A 20860-nucleotide genomic window follows, 5' to 3' on the forward strand; every position below is an offset into this window, starting at 1 on the left:
AGCTAACCAGTACTAATGATCCGTGAGGCTTAACCTTACAACACCGAAGGTGTTTTGGATTTGAGAGATAGATATTTTCAGCGAAGTTCCGAGATTGGATTGGCTGGCTGGGTAGAAATACCGAGCGAGTTAATTGAAACAGAATTTGCCTGGCGGCCATAGCGCGGTGGCACCACCTGAACCCATGCCGAACTCAGAAGTGAAACGCCGTAGCGCCGATGGTAGTGTGGGGTCTCCCCATGCGAGAGTAGGACACTGCCAGGCATCAAACACGAGTTATCAGAATGACATCTGGTAACTGACAAAATCGCCATGAGCGGTTTTGCACAGCGAGGAGCGCTGGTCCTGTAAAGGATGGGTATCAGGAAGATACACGTAAAAGAATCGGTGGAGCGGTAGTTCAGTTGGTTAGAATACCTGCCTGTCACGCAGGGGGTCGCGGGTTCGAGCCCCGTCCGTTCCGCCACTTATTGCAAAACCCCTGAATCATCGATTCAGGGGTTTTTTGCATTTTAACTTCTATCTATTTTTAGTCGACTAAATCTATCCCCCAATAACCTATCTCTTAATCGAGTCATGCGGTAATACTCCTACTCGTAGGCAGATATCTCTTAGTTAATTATGTTCGTAATTTAACAGACCACAGTCCACAGCCCACAGCCCACAGCCCATAGCGAATGAAAAGCCTTGGTGGCTAAGTGTGATTAAAGCAGGGGATAGGAATGGGGGGTGTATAAGCCCCCAATCTGAGGGCTTCGTACTAAGCTGATTCTTTACGGCAGACTAATAACGTATGACCAATGCCAAGACCATCAATATCTTCCTCAACATATAACCCAGCAGCTGATAAGCACTGGTAAAATGTATCTGAGTGATAAAAACGGCTATTGCCGTTAGCCATACATGTAAAATAAAGAGATGAGGCATTTAAGCTAAATGCGCCGGCTTCGAATTGTTGCCTATCCCAGAATATCTCCATAATACATACATAACTATCTGGTTTCATCGCACGATGAATAAGCTTGAGAATATGGATAATTCTTTCTTCACTGAAGCAGTCTAGAAACTGGCTCATCCACCAAACATCGGCTTCCCCAGGTAATTTATCTGCCAATAACAGATCTACGGGATATGAACTAATACGATCGCTATAACCTTTGTTTTTGACATTCTCACTGGCTAAAGCTATTTGCTGTGGCAAGTCCAATAGGGTTATTTTTACATCAGGATCATAGGCGACACATTGTAGGGCCCATTTTCCTGTATTAGCGCCGATGTCATATATATGTTTAGGTTCAAGATCAAAGATTGTCTTTAGAGCAAGTTGAAAGGCATTATCTGAATAGAAGTGATCAAAGGCAAACCAGCTCTCGCGGGCTGCGCTGGGCAATTCACTCAATGCTGGATAAATTGTTGGCCATTCACCAAATACAGATAATCCTGCTGGTTTGCCTGTCTCCAGGGATTCTTTTAAACTGAATAATCCTTGGTAACAAACGTCTCGTGTGAAATCCATATTTACACGGGTCATTTGGTCATGTAGTAAGTAATGACCAATCTTGCCCAGATGAAAATGTTTTCCCTGCTGGTAGAGAATGTGGCCACTCAGTCCCATGTCCAATAAGATACTGATGGCGTATCGGCTGAGCGAACAATAGCCTTCAATCTCATCCAATGTTATTCCGTTCTTACCTGAGCTATCTAACGCGGCTAAAATTCCTGATTCCCTCAGGTTAAGTGCAGCTTGAAATAGCATGGGGGCAAAAGCTATTTTTTGAGCTTCAGTTATTGCCGCCAAAGCAGTGATTTGATCCTTGTCATATCCGTAGCGCAAGCTGACGTCCTCGTAATCCAAGTAATATCTCACCATTCAGTGTGATTCTCTTTGAATGGTGAGTTTTTATAATAACTTATTGTTATTTATGATGTTATAGTGAAGGTTGACTGAGCTGGATCTGAATATCTTTGTTCAAATTAGCAATCCAGCGATTGTATTTTGAATGTATCTTCCCATTCTTAGTATCCATATTAGTGCTGCCAATATATTTCACTTGATAATTATTAGCACTATATGTGATTTGGATTTCAACCGCATGGTCGCGATTTATTAATTTTCCATTAATCACACCGTCAGAGGCAGGAGTCATTATCCAGCCTCGTTTTACCCCTCCGGCCATAATCGCTTTTTGTATTTCAGCAGTAGTATGATTGCCAATTACTGTTTGGCTTACATTTTGTATTGGCGTGGTACTGGAGCACCCAGTAATAAATGCAAGAGATACAAGCCCGATTAAAAGCGTTTTTAATAGTTTCATAATGATCCAATTAATTAATAATTTTCATGTTAGTCCATGAGAGGAATAACGCAGCATGCTGTATAGCAAGGATAAAATACTCTGACTCATTCAAATACACAAATATTCTTACATTGCTTTTATTTTACATAAATGTAATCTAAATGTTGTTATTCATATTTGTTGATTTTCTTCACGTAAATATAAATTAGTTTGGGATTTATCTAAAGATTATTAAAAGTATGCCGATATATGAATATTTCATTTTGGGTTTTTAATCACATTCAAAGTATGAATATAAGTGATTCTTAAACAAAAGCAGAATAATCAAATTTTTAAATGCTTTTTACCTGGAAATAGAATAAATTGTCTCGCTTTACTGCTTGCTACTTGGGATGTCTGGAGATCGTGGCTCATTCGCTGAATATACTGAATTGGTGTGCTTTAGCTCCAGGTATGGGAGTTCGTGAGCAGTGGCTTGCTTGGGCGAAAAATGGTGAAAATAACACTGTATGGCAAGGGGATCTACCTAAGTCATCGCATATACCTATGATGTCCGCCAGAAGGATGAGTACCGGTAGCCGGTTAGCAGTTGAAGCAGGGCTTTCATTGTTAGGGGCAGAAACTGCAGATATGGCAATATTTACCAGCCGCCATGGAGAGTTGGAACGTACTTACAAGATACTACAATGCCTCCAGCAGCAGCAGAGCATTTCTCCAACCGATTTTGCCATGTCAGTTCACAATACGGCATCTGGATGGTTAACTATCACTGCAAACGATACATTGCCTGTAACGTCACTTGCAGCAGGAATAGACAGTTTTCAACAAGGTATCCTCGAAGCTATGGGGATGCTCGCTTGTGGCGCTGAGCGGGTGCTATTAGTCGATTTTGATGGAGTTCTACCTGATTTTTATCATTCTCAGACGTCTCCGATAGGGTTACCCTATGCGTTAGCATTATTGTTAACTGCTGGCGATGATTTACGGTGTGAAAGTATTTCTAGCATCAATAGTGTTAATTCGGAATTTCCGCAGGGACTTACTTTCTTGCATAATTGGTTGAATAAAAATTCTTCTTTCGTAATACAAGGTCAGCAAAACAATTGGCACTGGAGCCAGTGATGGATAGTTCTCTTGTAGTTCAAACTGCACCCCAGCATTCTTCCTTGCTAAATCGTTTGTGGCGAGTTGTTGCAACCGCTTTTTGCTTCATGCTTTTTGGCTTAGGAGGGCTGTTATTATCCCTTGTATGGTTTTCCGCCTTACGCTTGATTATACGCTCGGAAACAACCAGAAATCAGATCACACAGCAAAGTATTCGTTATAGTTTTCAGCTGTTTCTACGTATAGCCAGATTTCTCGGTGTTTTCGATTATCAAATAGAAAATAATGAGCTGTTCTCTGAAGACGCAGGGTGTTTGATTGTTGCTAACCATCCAAGCTTATTAGATTATGTGTTGCTAGCTGCACATATGCCAAGGTGTGATTGTATTGTCAAGGATGCATTGTTAAGTAATATATTTGTTGCAGGTGTTATTAAGTCTGCGGGTTATTTGGTTAATACTGAGTCAGATAAGTTATTAATACACTGCAAAGCTCGATTAGCCAAGGGGGGTAGTATCCTTATATTCCCTGAAGGAACGAGAACAACCGCAGGTTGTGAACTGAGTTTACAACGAGGGGCCGCGAATATTGCATTGAATAGCGGATGCGATATCCGTATTGTTTATATAGATTGTAATCCTCCAATGCTGACGAAAGAACTTAAATGGTATAATATTCCGCCGGTAAAGCCTCAATTTAATATTATTGTTCAAAATAAAATCAATAGTAATGAATTTATCAATGATAGTGATTTATCGCTAGCGCTTGCTGCAAGGCGACTGACTAAGCATCTAACCTGTGCATTAATGCCTGAATCTAAGAGAAAGAGTTAATGGAATTATTGAGTAGTGAGATCAAACTGCTAATTATTGATGCCCTAAATCTGGAAGGGATGTCGGTGGATGATATTGATTCACAGGCTGCATTATTTGGTGATGGTTTAGGTTTAGATTCGATTGATGCTCTGGAACTTGGATTAGCACTCAAAAACAAATATAGCGTCGTGCTCTCTGCGGAGAGTGAAGATATGCGCAAGCACTTTTATTCGGTAGAAACGCTCGCGAAATTTATTTCTGAACAGCGTAACTAACAGGATATTGTAACAATGGAAAAACAAGAAATTTATCATCAGGTTACATCGCTTTTGGTTAAGCTTTTTGATATTAATGAATCTGATATTAAGCCAGAATCAAAGTTATATGAAGAATTAGAGTTAGACAGTATTGACGCAGTCGATCTGGTTGTGCATTTGCAGAAAGCTACCGGGAAAAAAATAATGCCGGAAATGTTCAAATCAGTTCGAACTGTTCAAGATATTGTTGATGCAGTCGATAATTTATTGAACGCCAAGCCATAAATGGTGAAATCAGGTGACAGATAATCAGAGTAATTTATTCATTGGTCACCTGACTGTTTTGCTTAAAGTCTTCACCGTTATTGCATTTATAGCCTACCCACTGGCGGTCTGGTTCGGCTTAGATCGCTGGGGATTACATGTGTTAGCCCCAATACTGCTATTGATGTTTATATTGCGCCTCTTTGTTGTACGCAGCAAAATTAAACAACAACTCTGGCTAGGTAAAGTGCTTGCACTTGCCGGTATGGTTCTATCTTTGGCAAGTTGGGGCTTAGGAAAAGCCCAGTGGTTGCTGTTTTATCCTGTAATAGTCAATATCTTTTTACTGGCGCTATTTACCTGCTCTTTGTTTCGCCCTCCTCCCATAATTGAAAGATTGGCAAGATTGACTGAGCCTGAATTGTCGCCCCAAGGCGTGGTTTATACCCGAAAGGTGACACAAGTATGGTGCGTATTTTTTGCAATGAATGGCACCATTGCTTTGGCTACTTGTTTGTACGGCGATATGCACTTATGGGCCTTATATAACGGTGGCTTGAGCTATTTATTGATGGGTTCTTTGATGGGTATGGAATGGATAATCAGGAAAAGGGTTCAACAGCCGTGAATTTGCCTATGGCTAATTGGTTGGATCATTCTAGAGATGATGCCTTGATTATCACTCTATTTGGCGCGAAGAAGGTAACTTTGCGCCAACTAAGGTGTGATGTTACTTATCTTGTGGAGAGAATAACCACTTTATCCACAAGCCGCTGGGCATTGTGTTTTGAAAATAGCTATTGGTTTACTGTCGCATTGCTCGCCACGCTATATTGTAAAAAAACACCGATTATTTTCGGTCATGCGCGTGAGGCGGTTCTTAAGGAACAATTGCATCAATTTGATGGCATGCTGACTGACCAGTTGCTGAATCTTAATTGCCCGACTGTAATGGTGGCTGACCATGCCCCAGTTGATACTATTTGTCATCCACTTCCTGATTGGTCTTGTGATGCTTCTTTGATCCTTTTCACCTCGGGTTCTACAGGCGCACCTAAAGCAGTGGTCAAATCTATTGCCAGTCTGGACACTGAAAGCCATTGGTTGGCGGAAAAATGGGGTCGGTATTTTGACAAAAAGAGCAACCCATTGATTGTTGCTTCGGTTTCTCATCAACACTTATATGGGCTGACTTTTCGACTCTTTTTACCCCTTTCGCTAGGCATACCCTTTCAGGCCGAGTTGATTGGTTACCATGAACAACTTCAGCAACTTTCTGAATTTTTCTCGCTCATATTTATTAGTAGCCCCGCGTTTCTAAAACGTATAGATACGAAATTGGCTCCTATACCGTGTCAGCAGATTTTTTCTGCTGGCGGGCCGCTCAATTTTCATGATGCTCAAGCTACTCTGAAAACCTTGGGTACGTTGCCGACAGAGATTTATGGGGCGACGGAAACAGGTCTGATTGCTTATCGCCAACAGCTAGCGCAACTGCAACCCTGGCAGTTTTTCTCAGGGGTAACGCTAACTATTAATAGTGATAATACTTTTACTGTTTACTCTGCTTTGATACCTGAATCTACAGGTATGGCAATGAGTGATATTATTGAATTATCTGATGATGGGCAGAGTTTTTATCTGGCAGGGCGTAAAGATCGAATCGTAAAAATAGAAGAGAAACGTGTTTCTCTGACGGAGATTGAACTGCGCCTAATATCACTTCCTGATATTGCCGAAGCTACGGTATTGGTTTTAACCCAAAACGAAAGAGTGAGTATTGCTGCGGTTGTGGTGTTGACAGATTATGGCAAGCAGCAGCTTTCAATGGTAACACTAGGTTCTTTTACTCAAAATTTGCGAAGCAGCTTACGGAATTGGCTTGAACCTGTCTCTCTTCCTCGTCGTTTGCGAGTGGTTGATGTTATGCCTGTTAATTTGCAAGGAAAGCGCGATTATGCGCTGCTACAGGAGCTGTTCTTATGATGTTCCCTATTGTTATCGCTCAAACAATAACGGGCAATCACCTCGCAAATATCAGTCTTGCATTGCCTGCTGAATTAAAGTGGTTTAGTGGTCATTTTCCCGATTGTCCGATACTACCTGGTGTGGCACAAATTAATTGGGTTATGCACTATGCTAATCAGTTGCTAGGTGAGTTACCTACGGTGAAGAGTATTGATGTTGTAAAATTTCAGCGACCACTGATGCCTGAAGATAAAGTGACCTTAGTGCTTAATTGGGTGCGAACGGAACATAAGCTGATATTCAAATACCTTGTTCATGGGGAAGTAACGGCCAGCAGCGGAAAGATCTCTCTATGTCAGTAACCTCTTTCGCTCCGTGCCTGGTGATACCTTGTTTCAATCATGGTGGAACCATGGCGGGCGTATTATCGAAGTTGGCTAAACATCAACTCCCTTGCCTGATAATAGATGATGGTAGTGATGCTGGTACTGCAAACGAACTAACGCGTTTAGCGGCGGAATATCCTTGGGTTGTACTAGTAACACACCCTGAAAATAGGGGGAAGGGTCAGGCGGTACTGAATGGATTAGCCGTGGCCCAAAAACATGGCTATAGCCATGGATTACAAGTCGATGCTGATGGCCAGCACCAGTTGTCGGATATTCCGACTCTGTTGGCTGAGGCGGAAAAACATCCTCATTGTCTCATTTCAGGGAGGCCGATTTACGATAAATCAGTACCAAAAGCCCGACTTTATGGCCGCTATATCACTCACTTCTGGGTATGGATCGAAACATTATCGCTGTCGCTAAAAGACAGTATGTGTGGTTTTCGTGTCTATCCGATCGCTGAAACACTGGCTGTGGCTGCCCAGCATTCATTGGGTGTGCGGATGGATTTTGATACAGAAGTGATGGTCAAATTATATTGGCAGGGTACGGAAAGCCGCTTCTTGCCAACAAGGGTCACTTATCCTGAAAATGGTATTTCGCATTTTGATGCGTTACATGACAATCTGCGTATTTCCTGGATGCATACTCGTTTATTCTTTGGCATGTTGCCACGCATACCTACCTTACTTCAGCGTCATCTGCGAAAGCCCGAAAATCATTGGTCTCAAACTAAAGAACGCAGTGGCTTATGGGGCATGCGTTTGATGCTACGCAGTTACAAGGTTCTGGGGCGGACGGCTTTCAATCTGATGCTATACCCGGTTATCAGTTATTTTTGGCTCACAGGCCGTCGTCAACGCAAAGCTTCAATTCTCTATTTACAGCGGCTAGTGAGTTACGCCAAACAGCAAAATCATCCCTTACCTGAATCTTTAAATAGCTTTCGTCATTTCATGCGATTTGGTGAATCCATGCTTGATAAATTGGCTAGCTGGCAAGGGGATTTAGTGGTTGGGAAAGATGTGGTTTTGGTCGGGCGTGAGCGCTGTGAAGCACAAATAGCCACCCGTCAAGGATCACTCATTTTGGCATCCCACTTAGGGGATATCGAGTCTTGTCGCGCTTTGGCTGAGTTATCTGTTGGTGTAAAGGTCAACGCATTGGTTTTCACTCACCATGCAGCTCGTTTTAATCAGGTGATGAAAGAAATTAACCCGCATGCTCTGATTAACCTTATTCAGGTTACCGCCATTGGGCCTGATACCGCCATCTTATTGCGTCAAAAGTTGGATGAAGGGGAATGGGTGGCCATTGTCGGGGATCGTACCTCTGTTAGCCCTTATCAGCGAGACAACCAACCAAGGGTTATTTGGAGTTCATTTTTAGGGCACCCCGCTCCTTTCCCTGTCGGGCCTTTTGCTTTGGCTGCTGCACTGCGTTGCCCTGTGTTTCTGATGTTTGGTTTAAAACTGTCCAGACAAGCGAAATCGATGGTGGCATCGGGTGTTATTGGCTCGGAGCGTTCGGCAAAATTACATGTTTATTTTGAGCCTTTCGCTGATCCGCTGATATTACCGCGAGCGACCCGGCAATCTGCTTTGCAAAACGCCGCGGATAGCTATGCAGCCCGTTTGGAGCATTACGCTCTATTAGCACCACTCGATTGGTTTAATTTTTATGACTTCTGGCATCTAAATGATGGGAAGCCAAACCAAGGAAATTTGTGAAATGAATTTACCCGATGACCCGCGTTTTACTACCCGGATAGTCCATAACATCCCTTTCCATGATATCGATCCTATGGGGGTAGTTTGGCACGGCAATTATTTCCGTTATTTTGAAATTGCTCGAGAGGCATTACTGAATCAAATTGATTACGGCTACCGGGAGATGCAGGCTTCAGGCTATGTGTGGCCGATAGTCGACACGCGAGTGAAATACATTGCACCGCTTGAATTTGAGCAGCGTATTCATATTTGTGCTTCCATCGAAGAATATGAAAATCGTTTACGTATTGGTTACCAGATTTATGATGCCGCCAGCGGCAAGCGCATGACTACGGGATATACCATTCAGGTAGCAGTTAATGCATCAACAAAAGAAATGAATTTTGTTTCGCCCGCAGTGTTGCTAGAGAAAATGGGTATTACCCTATGAAGTCTATTCTGGCAGCCATACTACTTTGTCTAAGCCTCACTACCCATGCAGTCACACTGACATCACTGCAACAGCGATTCGGTGAACAACCGGTACTGCGTGCCGAATTTGAACAGCAACGTAGCATTAGTGGTATGGATAAACCTTTAAAATCAAGTGGTAGTCTACTCATTTCTCGCGAGAAAGGGCTTTGGTGGTCACAACAGAAACCTTTTGTTCTGACACTGTTGTTGGATGACAAGCGGATGGTGCAAACCATGGACGGCCAGCCTTCACAAGTGATTACTGCGGACAGTAATCCCCAAATGTTCCAGTTCAATCATTTATTAACTGCATTATTCCATGCTGACACATCAGTTCTGGAGCAAAACTTTACGTTAACTTTTACTGACAGGCCTCAAGACCGTTGGGTATTAGTGCTCACCCCGAAAACGACGCCATTAGATAAGTTATTTAAATCCATCACATTGCATGGTCAATATTTTCTGGAAACTATTGATATAGAAGACATGCAGGGAGATGGAACCCATATCCGTTTTTTCAACCAATTAACTGAACCTAAGACACTGAGCCATGCCGAACAGCAGCTTTTTGCGCACTGATTGCCATCGAAAACTGGCTATCGGCTGGTTACTTGTTTGTCTGCTATTGCTGGCAACATTGCTCTGGCTAATCCCTCGTAGTCAGATTAATAGCAGTGTTCTGGCTTTATTGCCTAAACAAGAACTGGCCGGGGTTCCTGCTGAGCTGACTGAGGGGTTTAACCAACGCCTTGATCGTCAATTAGTATGGTTGGTCAGCCCTGAGAATGACACATTGGCTCCAGTGAACTGGTGGTTACAGCAGTTACAAAAAATGCCAGCGTTACATCAAGTCAGTGGTGAAATGACGGCTCAGCGGCAGCAGGAATGGGGCGTTTTTTTCTTTCAGCACCGCAATGTATTGCTGGATGATGCGACACGCCTGCGTTTAAGCCATGGTGGCGATGCTCAAGCACAATGGATACTTGGGCAAACTTATTCGGCATTTGCTGGGGTGAGCGGTAAAGAATTAAAGCATGACCCCTTGCTACTGGTTCGTGGCTCACAGCTTGCACAACAACAAAATAGCGGCACATTAAGCTTAAATAAGGGCTGGCTGGTGGCTAAAGATAGTCATGGCCGCCAATGGTATTTGATTCACGGAGAATTGCGCGCTTCATCTTATGATATGGCCAGTGCGCGTAGCACTGTTGATTCATTGGCTGAATTAAAGCAACAACTTCAGCAACGGTGGCCTGGTGCTGAAGTATTGGAACGTGGCACTATTTTTTACAGTAATTATGCCAGTCAGCAGGCTGAAAGTGATATTTCGACTATTGGTTTGATATCAGTCGCCGGTGTATTCCTGCTGATCCTTCTCATGTTTAAATCATTATTACCACTGGGTTTATGTCTTCTCTCGATAACCATCGGGGCGTTAGCTGGGGCGGTTGCCACGTTACTTATCTTTGGCGAAGTCCACGTGATGACACTGGTATTGAGTGCCAGTATCATCGGTATTTCAGCGGATTATACCCTTTACTATTTGACTGACCGTATGGCGCATGGCGGTCAGACGACGCCGTTGGCGAGTTTGACGAAACTGTTCCCGGCACTGTCAATGGCACTATTGACCACCGTGATAGCTTATCTGATTTTACTTATTGCACCTTTCCCCGGATTACAGCAATTGGCTGTTTTTGCTTCCGCAGGTCTGACTGCTGCTTGCATCACAGTGATGTGCTGGTATCCGATATTAGCTAAACGCTTACCAGTTCGCCCAGTACCGAGCTTAAAACTGATTCATCTGTGGCTAAAGAGTTGGCAATATAATCGAGTGCTACGACTGGGTTTGCCTATCTTAATTATTATTTTTACTATCATCGGGTTAGCTACATTACAAGTGAATGATGATATCAGCGAATTACAGGCCATGCCGCCTGAGTTCCAACAACAGGAACAGCGTATTGCTGCGCTTACGGGGCAGCACAATGACCAAAAATGGTTTGTTGTTTATGGTGATAATGCTGAACAGGCATTGCAACGCTTAGAGCAATTTTCACCTTATCTGTCACAGGCTCAAAAAGCAGGATGGATTGAAAATTATCGGCTATTGCCATTGCCTTCACTCCTTAGACAACAACAAAATCTAGCCCTACTTAAGCAAACAACCCCTGCAATTATCGAGAAACTGCAACAAGCGGGTGTGAGTGTTTCTTTGCCTGAATTACCCGCAAAAGGTAGCTCGACAGTGTGGGTGACTCCACTTCAATGGCTTGACTCTGTGGTGAGTGAAGGGTGGCGGTTACTTTGGCTCTCATTACCTGATGGGCGAACAGCGATGTTGCTCCCTGTAAGTAGTGTCAGTAATCCTGCCGCATTACAGCAGTTGGCCGAGTCAGTACCAGGGGTGAGTTGGGTTGACAGGAAAACTGAATTCAACGCGCTATTCTCTCTTTATCGCGCTTATTTATCATGGCTGTTACTGATTTCAGTGGTTGTTATTGCTGTGGTCTATTGTTGGCGATTTGGCCTCAGTCGCGGTTTGTACTGTGTCACCCCCACATTCCTTTCATTAGGAATGGGGCTAGCAGTGCTTTCTCTTACCGGCCATTCATTGAATCTCTTCTCTTTATTAGCATTGATATTGGTGTTGGGTATTGGCATCAATTATACCCTGTTCTTCACCAACCCCCGTGGGACACCCAGTACGTCAATGTTTGCCATTTTTATGGCCGTATTTACCACTCAATTGACCTTTGGCATGTTGGTATTCAGTCATACCCAAGCTATCAGTAGCTTTGGCATTGTGCTGAGCAGTGGTGTATTTACCGCCTTTTTATTAGCGCCTTTAGCGCTAGCCAAGCCAAAAGGAGAGCGTCTGTGATCGATAAACGGGGTGGAATATTAGTGGTTTTAGTTTTGTTGATTGTGGGGTGTGTAAGCTCACCGGACCAAACACAGCCTAAAGCCTGGCTTAAACCCGGGGTGCGGGTTGATTTGCCACAACCGATGATAGCCGAGCCGATTAATCAGCAGCAGTTATTGACTGCAACAGCACAGGGGAAACAGCAGTCATTATTAGTGCTCCTTCATGCTGACGGGCAGCGATTAACCTTGGTTGGGTTGTCCCCTCTGGGTATCCGCTTGTTTAAAGTTGCCTATGACAAGCAGGGGATTCATTTAGAACAAACAATGAAGATTGTTGGTTTACCCCCCGCTAATCAAGTTCTTGCCGATATTATGCTGAGTTATTGGCCCACTGCATCATGGTTTGCGCTATTACCCACAAATTGGCGGCTGGTGGATGAAAAAGATAAACGCAGATTATATGACGACAAAGGCCAGGTAGTGACAGAGATTAGCTATCAAATGTCGGGCGGCATCCGTAAGCCAATAGCTATCGAGCAGTTTGTGTTTCACTATCGTATTACTATCCAAAATGTGGAGGGCTAGCGACGATGGTCTATTTCTCCGCCGTCGGGATGGTCAATGCTCTGGGTCATTCATTATCTGAAGTGAGAGATAATCTCTGTGCCGGACTGGCCCCTGGAATGGCACCCCAACGGGGTTGGCTCTTGGATGATTCGCCTATCTGGTTGGGAGCAGTTGATGCTGAGTTACCCCCATTGCCGGAACAATTTGCGCCACACAATAGCCGTAACAACCGTCTATTAATGGCCGCCTTGTCGCAAATTCAACCTGAGATTATCGCGTGTATCGCCCGCTATGGTGCATCACGAGTTGCCGTGATTATGGGAACCAGCACTTCCGGTATTTTCGAAGGGGAACAGGCGGTCAGGGAGTATCAACCCAGTTCTGGTGAGTTTCCTGCGGGATACCATTACCAACAGCAAGAGTTAGGTGATCCCAGCATCTTCCTCACTCGCTATTTAGGTTTAACCGGCCCGAATTATACCGTGTCCACAGCTTGTTCTTCCAGCGTGCGGGCGATTATTAGTGGTAAACGTCTGATAGAATCAGGAATGGTCGATGCAGCGATAGTCGGTGGCGCAGATAGTTTGTGCCGCATGCCCATCAACGGCTTCCATAGCCTTGAATCATTGTCGGCTGATCGCTGTATTCCTTTTGCCGCAGAACGTAAAGGGATCAACGTTGGTGAGGCGGCAGCATTGATTTTATTATCACGCGAACCTTCTCCTGTCGCCCTACTGGGGGTTGGAGAGTCCTCCGATGCCTGGCATATGTCTGCTCCTCATCCTGAAGGGCGCGGGGCGGAGCAGGCCATCAAAATGGCATTAAGTCAGGCCAGGTTGCAGCCCGTGGATGTGGGGTACATTAATCTGCATGGGACAGCGACGCGTTTAAATGATCAGGTTGAAGCGCAGGTCGTGAATCGGGTATTTGGTCATCAGACCCCCTGTAGTTCAACTAAGCATCTTACCGGACATACTTTGGGGGCCGCAGGGGCAACCGAGGCGGCACTAAGCTGGCTGATGCTGAATCATTCCTTGCCGCTACCAAGACAAGATTTTTCTCAAGGCTCTCGAGATGCAACGTTGGCCGGGATTAATTTGGTCACAGGGCCAGCAATGCTCACGACACCGGTTATTTTGTCTAACTCATTCGCTTTTGGTGGTAACAACGCGTGCTTGATATTAGGGGCTGGCAGATGATGCATTCTGCTGAGTACTACTTACCACACCAATCACCGATGGTGATGTTAGATAAAGTTTATGCGGTAGGGGAGAGTAATGCCGAGTGTCGCGTTACTGTTTCTCAAGAGAGTGTCCTCGCGCCTTTCCTTGATGCCGATGGCTGTCTACCCAACTGGTTTGCTGTCGAATTAATGGCGCAAACCATTGGCGTCTGGCGTGGCTGGCACGGTTTGCAACAAGCAGCACCACCGACTATCGGGATGTTGCTGGGGGGGCGGGCTATCAGTTGTGAGCTTTTCGTATTCCCGGCAGGCAGCGAGCTTCAGGTCTGTGTTCATTTAATCTTACAAGATGAAAAAATTGGCAGTTTTGAGTGCAGTATCAGCATTGCAGGAAAGCAGGTCGCTTGCGGCAGGTTAAATACATATCAGCCTGATGGCGAAGAAATAAAAAAACTTACATTAGGGAATGGCGCATGAAGCGTTCTGTTTTAGTCACTGGGGCCAGTAAAGGGATCGGGCGAGCTATCGCACTTCGTCTGGCAGCAGATGGTTTTTTAGTGGCTGTGCATTATCACCGAGATGTTGCTGGCGCTGAGGCGACTCTGGGGCAGATTATTGATGCGGGTGGTGAAGGGCGCTTAATAGGTTTTGATATTAGTGCCAGGCAACAGTGCAAAGATGTTCTGGAGCAAGATATCGCAACTTATGGCGGCTACTACGGCGTAGTCAACAATGCCGGTATCACCCGCGATGGCGCTTTCCCTGCACTGACGGAAGAGGATTGGGATGGTGTGATTCATACCAATCTGGACAGTTTCTATAACGTCTTACATCCCTGTGTGATGCCCATGATTGGCTTACGTAAAGGTGGGCGAATTATTGCGCTTTCCTCCGTTTCGGGTGTGGTCGGGAATCGCGGTCAGGTGAATTACAGTGCGGCTAAAGCGGGGGTTATCGGGGCTTGCAAGGCTCTGGCTCTGGAGTTGGCGAAACGTAAAATTACTGTGAATTGCATTGCGCCTGGATTGATTGATACCGGCATGATCAATATGGAGCCAATAGCTCTGGAAGGAGCGATGCGCATGATCCCCCTTAAACGGATGGGTGAGGCCGAAGAAGTGGCTGGGTTAGCCAGTTATCTGATGTCAGATATTGCCGGCTACGTGACTCGTCAGGTGATTTCAATCAATGGAGGAATGGTATGAGCAGCAGGATGGTTGCCACCAATCGAGTTGTGATTACTGGCATGAGTGGCGTTACCGCCTTCGGTAGCAGTTGGGCTGATATTTCGACACGAATTTATGCGGGTGAAAACGCGGTGCAGTACATGCCGCAGTGGGAGGAATATCAGGGGCTGAATACGCATTTAGGCGCGCCGATTAATGATTTCGTCATACCGGCGCACTACACCCGCAAGAGAATCCGCTCGATGGGGCGGGTATCACTGTTGGCGACCCGAGCGACTGAGCTGGCGCTAGAGCAGGCGGGGCTGATTGGGGAAGGCGTGCTAACTAATGGTGATACGGGAATTGCCTATGGATCTTCAACGGGTAGCACCAAGCCGGTCAGTGAATTTGCCACCATGCTGACTGAAAAGCATACCAATAATATTACTGGTACAACCTATGTACAAATGATGCCCCATACCGCCGCGGTCAATACTGGGTTGTTTTTTGGCTTGCGTGGGCGAGTTATCCCTACCTCAAGTGCTTGTACTTCCGGTAGTCAGGCAATCGGATATGCCTATGAGGCTATTCGTCATGGTTACCAAAAGGTGATGGTTGCGGGTGGGGCAGAGGAACTGTGCCCTTCTGAAGCGGCAGTATTTGATACATTGTTTGCGACCAGCCAGCTAAATGATTCACCAAAGTTATCACCACGGCCCTTTGATCGTCAGCGTGATGGTTTGGTTATTGGTGAAGGCGCGGGCACTCTGATTCTGGAAGAATTGGAGCATGCACAAGCACGTGGTGCCATTATTTATGGTGAAATCATAGGTTTTTACACTAACTGCGATGCCAGCCATATTACTCAGCCGCAAAAAGAAACCATGCAAGTTTGTATTGAAAAAGCCTTGCTGAGTGCGGGGCTGGCGGCTGCTGATATCGGATATATCAGTGCCCATGGAACGGCGACTGAGCGCGGGGATATTGCAGAAAGTCAGGCTACAGCGGCTGTTTTTGGTAATCGGACACCAATTTCATCACTGAAAAGTTATTTCGGCCATACCTTGGGAGCCTGCGGGGCGCTTGAAGCTTGGATGAGTCTGGAGATGATGAGGGCCGGGCGCTTTGCCCCCACCATTAATCTAACAGACCCAGACCCTGCCTGCGGCGATCTGGATTATCTGATGGGGGAAGGGCGCTATATTGATACTGAATTCTTCCAAACCAATAACTTTGCCTTTGGTGGCATCAATACATCATTGGTGATCCGTCGCTGGCCATAGTCATCATTAATTTCCTCATTGTTGATTTTTTATCAAAAGTATTGTGTTGAATGTGGCATTTTTTGGCAATAAAACTCTTGGCATAATCACTGCAGATTTTCACCGGGAAGCTGAGTTACTTGCTTCCCGGTGGCAGCCAGATTTTTACACCAATGGTTTTTTTGCCCGACAGCATATTAACCAGGATACAAATCAACTCGCTTTAAAATGAGGAATTACAATGAGCGTACCTGCATTCGGTTTAGGAACTTTTCGCCTCCAAGATCAAGTTGTTATTGATTCGGTGAGCCAGGCATTAACATTGGGCTATCGTGCAATCGATACAGCGCAGATATATGAAAATGAGGCCGCAGTGGGTCAGGCTATCGCAGAAAGCGGTGTTAAACGTGACGAACTATTCATCACCACTAAGATCTGGATTGCGAATTTAGCGCAAGGGAAATTAATTCCCAGCCTGCAAGAGAGTTTGCAGAAGCTGAAAACCGATTATGTGGATCTGACATTAATTCATTGGCCATCGCCAAATGATGAAGTGCCTGTTGCTGAATTTATGGCTGAGTTGATGAAAGCCAAAGAATTGGGGTTAACCCGTCAGATTGGTATCTCTAATTTCACCATTGATTTAATGAAGCAGGCTATAGCTGCGGTAGGCGCTGAAGCCATAGCGACTAACCAAGTCGAGTTATCCCCATTACTGCAAAACCGTAAAGTTGTTGATTTTGCGAAGGAAAATGGAATTTCAATCACTTCTTATATGACGCTGGCTTATGGCAAGGCATTAGCAGAGCCAGTTATTAAGAAAATTGCTGAGCAGCACGGTGCGACACCTGCACAGGTCATTTTAAGCTGGGCGATGCAATTGGGCTACAGTGTTATTCCTTCTTCAACCAAAGTGGCTAATTTAGCCAGCAATCTGTTGGCTCAGGATTTACATCTGAGCGCAGAAGATATGGCGCTGATCGCCACGCTAGATCGTGACGAACGGCTGGTCAGCCCTGATGGTTTAGCACCAAAGTGGGATTAACTTTAGTTTAAGTACTGATGAAGCCACCTCGCTTGAGGTGGTTGAAGTTAATGACAAAGCTATTGATAACTCAGTTAGTTAAAGGTTGACCGTGCCTAGGGGCGCTTCCCCTTCATTTGACTTTATCAGCAGTCTGCCCCCCACCGGAGGTGGTTTCTATTTTGTCGGACTCGTCGATATTAGACGTTCATTGATAAAATCAATAAAACAGCGCAGCCGATTACTGACAGCCTGGTCACTGTAATACACGGCATTAATCGGCATTGCGACCGGCAACGTGTGTTCTTGTAGTATCGGTATCAAATCCCCACGTTGCAGATCGTGTTGGATCATAAAATCTGATAGGCAGGCAATACCATTCCCCTCAAGACACAGGCGGCGCTGCGTTTCTCCATTATTTGATGTTAAATCTGAATTGATTTCATAAAGTTGCCCATCAGCACCCGCCAGAGGCCAGCGATTTAATGCGGGCAAATCATTAAACCCCAAACATAAATGATGCTTTAAATCTGCGGCTGTTTGCGGTGTGCCATACTGCTTCAAGTAGGCTGGCGCGGCGAGAATATGGCGATAGCTGGTCATCAGTTTCCTGGCTCGCAAAGTTGAGTCCTGTAAAGTCCCCACTCTGATAGCAATGTCCACTTTTCGCTCGATAAGATTGATGAATGTTTCAGACGAAACCAACGATAAAGTCACCAAAGGGTAGCGCTGACGAAACTCAGCCATCAATGGCGCGATAATATGTAGTACCACTGGAGTAGCGGCATCAATGCGAAGTAATCCTCTAGGATTCAATTGATTATCCAGAAGTTCATTTTCTGCTGTCGCCATTTCCCGCAAAATATTTTGTACCCGCCGAAAATAATGTTCACCTTCCTGAGTCAGGCTGATCTGCCGAGTGGTGCGATTAAGCAAAGTGACACCTAACTTATTCTCAAGTTTTTTTACTGTTCGGCTTACGACCGAATTGGCTTGCTCAAGCTGTTCTGCCGCACGGCTGAAGCTGCCACATTCCACCACGGTCACAAAGGTAATCAGTTCATCTGAGTTTGCTTTCATTATTGCCACTCCAGCAAAAATATTTTGATATTTTGAGCATTTTTGTCATTTAAACATAGGCCCATAATAGCCGCTATCAAATTGACCTGTTTTTATCACTGTTTTCTGGAGTTGATAATGCCACTCGCCTTACTGGCACTGACCATCAGTGCATTTGCTATTGGTACCACGGAGTTTGTTATTGTCGGGCTGGTGCCGACGATCGCCGAACAGCTGGGTGTTTCTGTTCCGTCTGCGGGTTTATTAGTCTCAATTTATGCATTGGGGGTGGCTATTGGTGCTCCAGTGCTGACTGCATTAACAGGGCGAATCCCTCGGAAAATGCTATTGATTGGTCTCATGGTTTTGTTCACGTCAGGTAACTTATTAGCGTGGCAATCACCGGGTTATGAATCATTGGTTGTCGCCCGTCTATTAACCGGCTTGGCTCACGGGGTCTTTTTCTCAATCGGCTCGACTATCGCAACCAGCCTGGTACCTAAAGAGAAAGCAGCCTCAGCTATTGCCATTATGTTTGGTGGCTTGACGGTGGCACTGGTGACAGGGGTTCCATTGGGGACATTTATTGGGCAGCATTTCGGCTGGCGAGAAACGTTTCTGGCGGTGTCACTGATTGGTGTTGTGGCCATTATAGCCAGTGCTATTTTGGTGCCGAATAATATTCCTAATAAAGCTTCAGCCAACATCAAACAACAATTGCAGGTACTGACCCACCCACGTTTATTGCTGATTTATGGTATTACTGCATTAGGATACGGCGGTTTCTTTACCATGTTTACTTTCCTGGCACCCGTCATGCAAGAGCTAGCGGGGTTCTCGGCTGCCGCCGTAAGCTGGATTTTGCTGGCGTACGGTGTATCTGTTGCGATTGGCAATATTTGGGGCGGGAAACTGGCTGATCGCCATGGTGCAGTGCCTGCTTTGAGCTTTATCTTTACTGCATTAGCCGGTCTGTTATTTGTTTTCCAGTTCAGTGCCAACCACAGTGTTGCAGCACTGATCACCTTACTGGTTATGGGTATTTTTGCCTTTGGTAATGTCCCAGGACTACAGGTTTATGTGGTGCAAAAGGCGGAAGAATATACACCATATGCCGTTGATGTCGCTTCTGGTTTGAATATTGCCGCATTTAACGTAGGAATTGCGTTAGGGTCAATTCTTGGGGGGCAGGCAGTGACTCGCGTGGGTTTAGCCCAGACTCCATGGATTGGTGGGGTGATTGTTGTTGCTGCATTACTCTTGGTGAGGCTAAGCGGTAAACTTGATAAAAAATACTCAAGTCAGCTGGTTACCCACTAACTCCACTTTCAGGTTTTCATTTTCAGCCCGCGTTGCGGGCTTTTTTGTTAATAGAGGCCTTATTAGTGCATTATGAATAACATAGATTGAATCTATCTCTGAGTATCCCAATATCAAAAAGGCAACATGGGCAAAAGACATTACTGACTGGGACATCTGAGCGTATAATCAATGAACTATCCACTGCGGTTATCTTACAAGCCTGAGTGATTTCGAATAAGGAATAGGCCATCAAAGTGCCGAAACGAACATATGCAATGCGGTATGTTGCAGGTCAACCGGTTGAACAGATTTTCCCTGGCTCTGCAAAACAATTGGGGCAAGGGTTACCGCCAGGCGCGCCATTGCCGACAACTGAATTTCTGCGTGTGATGGTGTGGAATATCTTTAAGCAGCAGCGGGCTGAATGGCTATCTGTGCTTAAAGAGTTCGGGCGTGATGCTCAACTGATGTTACTGCAAGAAGCACAAACCACACCCGAGTTGGTGAGGTTTGCTACGTCCCATTATCAGGCGGCTGATCAGGTCCCTGCGTTTGCGCTGCCTCAGCACCCCTCTGGCGTGATGACATTAGCGGCTACCCACCCAGTCTACTGTTGCCCATTGAGAGAGCGAGAGCCACTGCTGCGCTTGTCTAAGTCGGCGTTAATTACTGTTTATCCTATTCATGATGGCCGCTTATTGATGGTTGTGAACATTCACGCAGTGAATTTCAGTTTTGGTGTTGATGTCTACAGTAAACAGTTAGAGCCGATTGGTGAACAAATTGCGATGCACCGTGGCCCGGTTATTTTGGCGGGAGATTTCAATGCCTGGAGTCGCCAGCGGGTTAATGCTTTACAGCGTTTTGCCCAAGGCTCGGGTCTGGAAGAAGTTGAGTTTAGTACCGATAACCGCAGCCGTGCTTTTGGTAAACCACTCGATTTTGTGTTTTACCGCGGTCTTACTCTAGCCGATGCTTCGGTATTAGTGACGCGAGCCTCGGATCACAACCCACTTCTGGTTGAATTCCAGCCATAAAAAAAGCACCCCGAAGGGTGCTTTTTAACAGCGTTAATAGCGATTCTGACTTTATGCGTCCGGGGTTGATTTGCCGTTAACGAACAGCGTCAATTTCAAACCTGGCAGCAATTTA

The 20860-nt window shown here is 45.3% G+C and carries 22 protein-coding genes, 1 tRNA gene and 1 rRNA gene; 21 read left to right on the plus strand and 3 right to left on the minus strand.

The features are described from left to right. Positions 1–148: 148 nt before the first annotated feature. Both rrf and ACNSO8_RS13900 read left to right on the plus strand, forming a co-directional pair. Positions 149–264, plus strand: a 5S ribosomal RNA gene (gene rrf, locus ACNSO8_RS13895). A 125-nt stretch (positions 265–389) separates the two neighbouring features. Continuing rightward, positions 390–466: transfer RNA gene (locus tag ACNSO8_RS13900), tRNA-Asp, on the plus strand. Positions 467–760: 294 nt separating this feature from the next. Here ACNSO8_RS13900 and ACNSO8_RS13905 read toward each other — a convergent pair. Together ACNSO8_RS13905 and ACNSO8_RS13910 are read right to left on the minus strand one after the other, a co-directional pair. Continuing rightward, positions 761–1870: a methyltransferase gene (locus tag ACNSO8_RS13905; protein ID WP_418394965.1), complete on the minus strand. Its 1110-nt coding sequence runs from the start codon at positions 1868–1870 to the stop codon at positions 761–763. Positions 1871–1928: 58 nt separating this feature from the next. Continuing rightward, complete coding sequence (locus ACNSO8_RS13910) at positions 1929–2315, minus strand: hypothetical protein (protein WP_418394966.1); 387 nt, start codon at positions 2313–2315, stop codon at positions 1929–1931. A 387-nt stretch (positions 2316–2702) separates the two neighbouring features. On the opposite strand from ACNSO8_RS13910, the gene ACNSO8_RS13915 reads away from it, so the two are divergent. From ACNSO8_RS13915 to dkgB, 17 genes are all read left to right on the plus strand, one after another. Then, positions 2703–3419: a beta-ketoacyl synthase chain length factor gene (locus ACNSO8_RS13915; RefSeq protein ID WP_418394967.1), complete on the plus strand. Its 717-nt coding sequence runs from the start codon at positions 2703–2705 to the stop codon at positions 3417–3419. Continuing rightward, the gene (locus ACNSO8_RS13920) at positions 3419–4234 is read left to right on the plus strand and encodes a lysophospholipid acyltransferase family protein (RefSeq protein ID WP_418394968.1); all 816 of its coding nucleotides are present in this window, start codon (positions 3419–3421) and stop codon (positions 4232–4234) included. The genes ACNSO8_RS13915 and ACNSO8_RS13920 overlap by 1 nt, the downstream gene beginning before the upstream one ends. Further along, positions 4234–4491: a phosphopantetheine-binding protein gene (locus ACNSO8_RS13925; RefSeq protein ID WP_418394969.1), complete on the plus strand. Its 258-nt coding sequence runs from the start codon at positions 4234–4236 to the stop codon at positions 4489–4491. Before ACNSO8_RS13920 ends, ACNSO8_RS13925 begins: the two co-directional genes overlap by 1 nt. A gap of 15 nt (positions 4492–4506) precedes the next feature. After that, complete coding sequence (locus tag ACNSO8_RS13930; RefSeq protein ID WP_418394970.1) at positions 4507–4758, plus strand: acyl carrier protein; 252 nt, start codon at positions 4507–4509, stop codon at positions 4756–4758. 13 nt (positions 4759–4771) lie between these two features. Then, positions 4772–5365 (plus strand): hypothetical protein, encoded by a 594-nt coding sequence (locus ACNSO8_RS13935; protein ID WP_418394971.1) that lies wholly within the window; start codon positions 4772–4774, stop codon positions 5363–5365. Next, positions 5332–6723: an AMP-binding protein gene (locus ACNSO8_RS13940; RefSeq protein ID WP_418394972.1), complete on the plus strand. Its 1392-nt coding sequence runs from the start codon at positions 5332–5334 to the stop codon at positions 6721–6723. Before ACNSO8_RS13935 ends, ACNSO8_RS13940 begins: the two co-directional genes overlap by 34 nt. Then, positions 6720–7067: a hydroxymyristoyl-ACP dehydratase gene (locus ACNSO8_RS13945; protein WP_418394973.1), complete on the plus strand. Its 348-nt coding sequence runs from the start codon at positions 6720–6722 to the stop codon at positions 7065–7067. Before ACNSO8_RS13940 ends, ACNSO8_RS13945 begins: the two co-directional genes overlap by 4 nt. Continuing rightward, positions 7058–8824, plus strand: coding sequence for a glycosyltransferase family 2 protein (locus tag ACNSO8_RS13950; RefSeq protein WP_418394974.1), 1767 nt, complete (start codon positions 7058–7060; stop codon positions 8822–8824). Before ACNSO8_RS13945 ends, ACNSO8_RS13950 begins: the two co-directional genes overlap by 10 nt. A 1-nt stretch (position 8825) precedes the next feature. Continuing rightward, positions 8826–9254, plus strand: coding sequence for an acyl-CoA thioesterase (locus ACNSO8_RS13955; RefSeq protein ID WP_418394975.1), 429 nt, complete (start codon positions 8826–8828; stop codon positions 9252–9254). Beyond that, on the plus strand, positions 9251–9856 hold the full coding sequence (locus ACNSO8_RS13960) for a LolA family protein (RefSeq protein WP_418394976.1): 606 nt from the start codon (positions 9251–9253) through the stop codon (positions 9854–9856). Before ACNSO8_RS13955 ends, ACNSO8_RS13960 begins: the two co-directional genes overlap by 4 nt. Then, positions 9828–12161, plus strand: coding sequence for an MMPL family transporter (locus ACNSO8_RS13965; protein WP_418394977.1), 2334 nt, complete (start codon positions 9828–9830; stop codon positions 12159–12161). Before ACNSO8_RS13960 ends, ACNSO8_RS13965 begins: the two co-directional genes overlap by 29 nt. After that, complete coding sequence (locus ACNSO8_RS13970) at positions 12158–12730, plus strand: DUF3261 domain-containing protein (RefSeq protein ID WP_418394978.1); 573 nt, start codon at positions 12158–12160, stop codon at positions 12728–12730. Before ACNSO8_RS13965 ends, ACNSO8_RS13970 begins: the two co-directional genes overlap by 4 nt. Positions 12731–12735: 5 nt before the next feature. Beyond that, entirely contained in the window at positions 12736–13911 is a 1176-nt protein-coding gene (locus ACNSO8_RS13975; protein ID WP_418394979.1) for a beta-ketoacyl-[acyl-carrier-protein] synthase family protein, read from the plus strand. Then, positions 13908–14372, plus strand: coding sequence for a 3-hydroxy-fatty acyl-ACP dehydratase (locus ACNSO8_RS13980; protein ID WP_418394980.1), 465 nt, complete (start codon positions 13908–13910; stop codon positions 14370–14372). Before ACNSO8_RS13975 ends, ACNSO8_RS13980 begins: the two co-directional genes overlap by 4 nt. Beyond that, a complete protein-coding gene (locus ACNSO8_RS13985) occupies positions 14369–15100 on the plus strand; it encodes a 3-ketoacyl-ACP reductase FabG2 (RefSeq protein ID WP_418394981.1) in 732 nt (243 codons plus the stop codon). The genes ACNSO8_RS13980 and ACNSO8_RS13985 overlap by 4 nt, the downstream gene beginning before the upstream one ends. Before the next feature lie 8 nt (positions 15101–15108). Next, positions 15109–16344, plus strand: a complete 1236-nt coding sequence (locus ACNSO8_RS13990; protein WP_418394986.1) for a beta-ketoacyl-ACP synthase — start codon at positions 15109–15111, stop codon at positions 16342–16344. Between the two features lie 220 nt (positions 16345–16564). After that, positions 16565–17368 (plus strand): 2,5-didehydrogluconate reductase DkgB, encoded by an 804-nt coding sequence (gene dkgB, locus ACNSO8_RS13995; protein WP_418394982.1) that lies wholly within the window; start codon positions 16565–16567, stop codon positions 17366–17368. A 156-nt stretch (positions 17369–17524) separates the two neighbouring features. Here dkgB and yafC read toward each other — a convergent pair whose 3' ends face one another. Continuing rightward, positions 17525–18427 (minus strand): DNA-binding transcriptional regulator YafC, encoded by a 903-nt coding sequence (gene yafC, locus ACNSO8_RS14000; RefSeq protein ID WP_418394983.1) that lies wholly within the window; start codon positions 18425–18427, stop codon positions 17525–17527. A 117-nt stretch (positions 18428–18544) separates the two neighbouring features. Between yafC and ACNSO8_RS14005 the strand changes: the two genes are divergently transcribed. Both ACNSO8_RS14005 and ACNSO8_RS14010 read left to right on the plus strand, forming a co-directional pair. Further along, a complete protein-coding gene (locus tag ACNSO8_RS14005; protein WP_418394984.1) occupies positions 18545–19726 on the plus strand; it encodes an MFS transporter in 1182 nt (393 codons plus the stop codon). 236 nt (positions 19727–19962) lie between these two features. Then, positions 19963–20745: an endonuclease/exonuclease/phosphatase family protein gene (locus ACNSO8_RS14010; RefSeq protein WP_418394985.1), complete on the plus strand. Its 783-nt coding sequence runs from the start codon at positions 19963–19965 to the stop codon at positions 20743–20745. Positions 20746–20860: the final 115 nt, after the last annotated feature.

The organism is Yersinia sp. LJYL362 (genome assembly GCF_048323875.1).

Excerpts from the sequence above, each read along its gene's own strand:
- ACNSO8_RS13975 (WP_418394979.1), top strand. The coding sequence starts at position 12,736 with ATGGTCTATTTCTCCGCCGTCGGGATGGTCAATGCTCTGGGTCATTCA.
- ACNSO8_RS13950 (WP_418394974.1), top strand. The coding sequence starts at position 7,058 with ATGTCAGTAACCTCTTTCGCTCCGTGCCTGGTGATACCTTGTTTCAAT.
- ACNSO8_RS13940 (WP_418394972.1), top strand. The coding sequence starts at position 5,332 with ATGGATAATCAGGAAAAGGGTTCAACAGCCGTGAATTTGCCTATGGCT.
- ACNSO8_RS13960 (WP_418394976.1), top strand. The coding sequence starts at position 9,251 with ATGAAGTCTATTCTGGCAGCCATACTACTTTGTCTAAGCCTCACTACC.
- ACNSO8_RS13980 (WP_418394980.1), top strand. The coding sequence starts at position 13,908 with ATGATGCATTCTGCTGAGTACTACTTACCACACCAATCACCGATGGTG.
- yafC (WP_418394983.1), bottom strand. The coding sequence starts at position 18,427 with ATGAAAGCAAACTCAGATGAACTGATTACCTTTGTGACCGTGGTGGAA.
- ACNSO8_RS13910 (WP_418394966.1), bottom strand. The coding sequence starts at position 2,315 with ATGAAACTATTAAAAACGCTTTTAATCGGGCTTGTATCTCTTGCATTT.
- ACNSO8_RS13945 (WP_418394973.1), top strand. The coding sequence starts at position 6,720 with ATGATGTTCCCTATTGTTATCGCTCAAACAATAACGGGCAATCACCTC.
- ACNSO8_RS13990 (WP_418394986.1), top strand. The coding sequence starts at position 15,109 with ATGGTTGCCACCAATCGAGTTGTGATTACTGGCATGAGTGGCGTTACC.
- ACNSO8_RS13985 (WP_418394981.1), top strand. The coding sequence starts at position 14,369 with ATGAAGCGTTCTGTTTTAGTCACTGGGGCCAGTAAAGGGATCGGGCGA.
- ACNSO8_RS13925 (WP_418394969.1), top strand. The coding sequence starts at position 4,234 with ATGGAATTATTGAGTAGTGAGATCAAACTGCTAATTATTGATGCCCTA.
- ACNSO8_RS13965 (WP_418394977.1), top strand. The coding sequence starts at position 9,828 with ATGCCGAACAGCAGCTTTTTGCGCACTGATTGCCATCGAAAACTGGCT.
- ACNSO8_RS13905 (WP_418394965.1), bottom strand. The coding sequence starts at position 1,870 with ATGGTGAGATATTACTTGGATTACGAGGACGTCAGCTTGCGCTACGGA.
- ACNSO8_RS13920 (WP_418394968.1), top strand. The coding sequence starts at position 3,419 with ATGGATAGTTCTCTTGTAGTTCAAACTGCACCCCAGCATTCTTCCTTG.
- ACNSO8_RS13930 (WP_418394970.1), top strand. The coding sequence starts at position 4,507 with ATGGAAAAACAAGAAATTTATCATCAGGTTACATCGCTTTTGGTTAAG.
- dkgB (WP_418394982.1), top strand. The coding sequence starts at position 16,565 with ATGAGCGTACCTGCATTCGGTTTAGGAACTTTTCGCCTCCAAGATCAA.
- ACNSO8_RS13955 (WP_418394975.1), top strand. The coding sequence starts at position 8,826 with ATGAATTTACCCGATGACCCGCGTTTTACTACCCGGATAGTCCATAAC.
- ACNSO8_RS14005 (WP_418394984.1), top strand. The coding sequence starts at position 18,545 with ATGCCACTCGCCTTACTGGCACTGACCATCAGTGCATTTGCTATTGGT.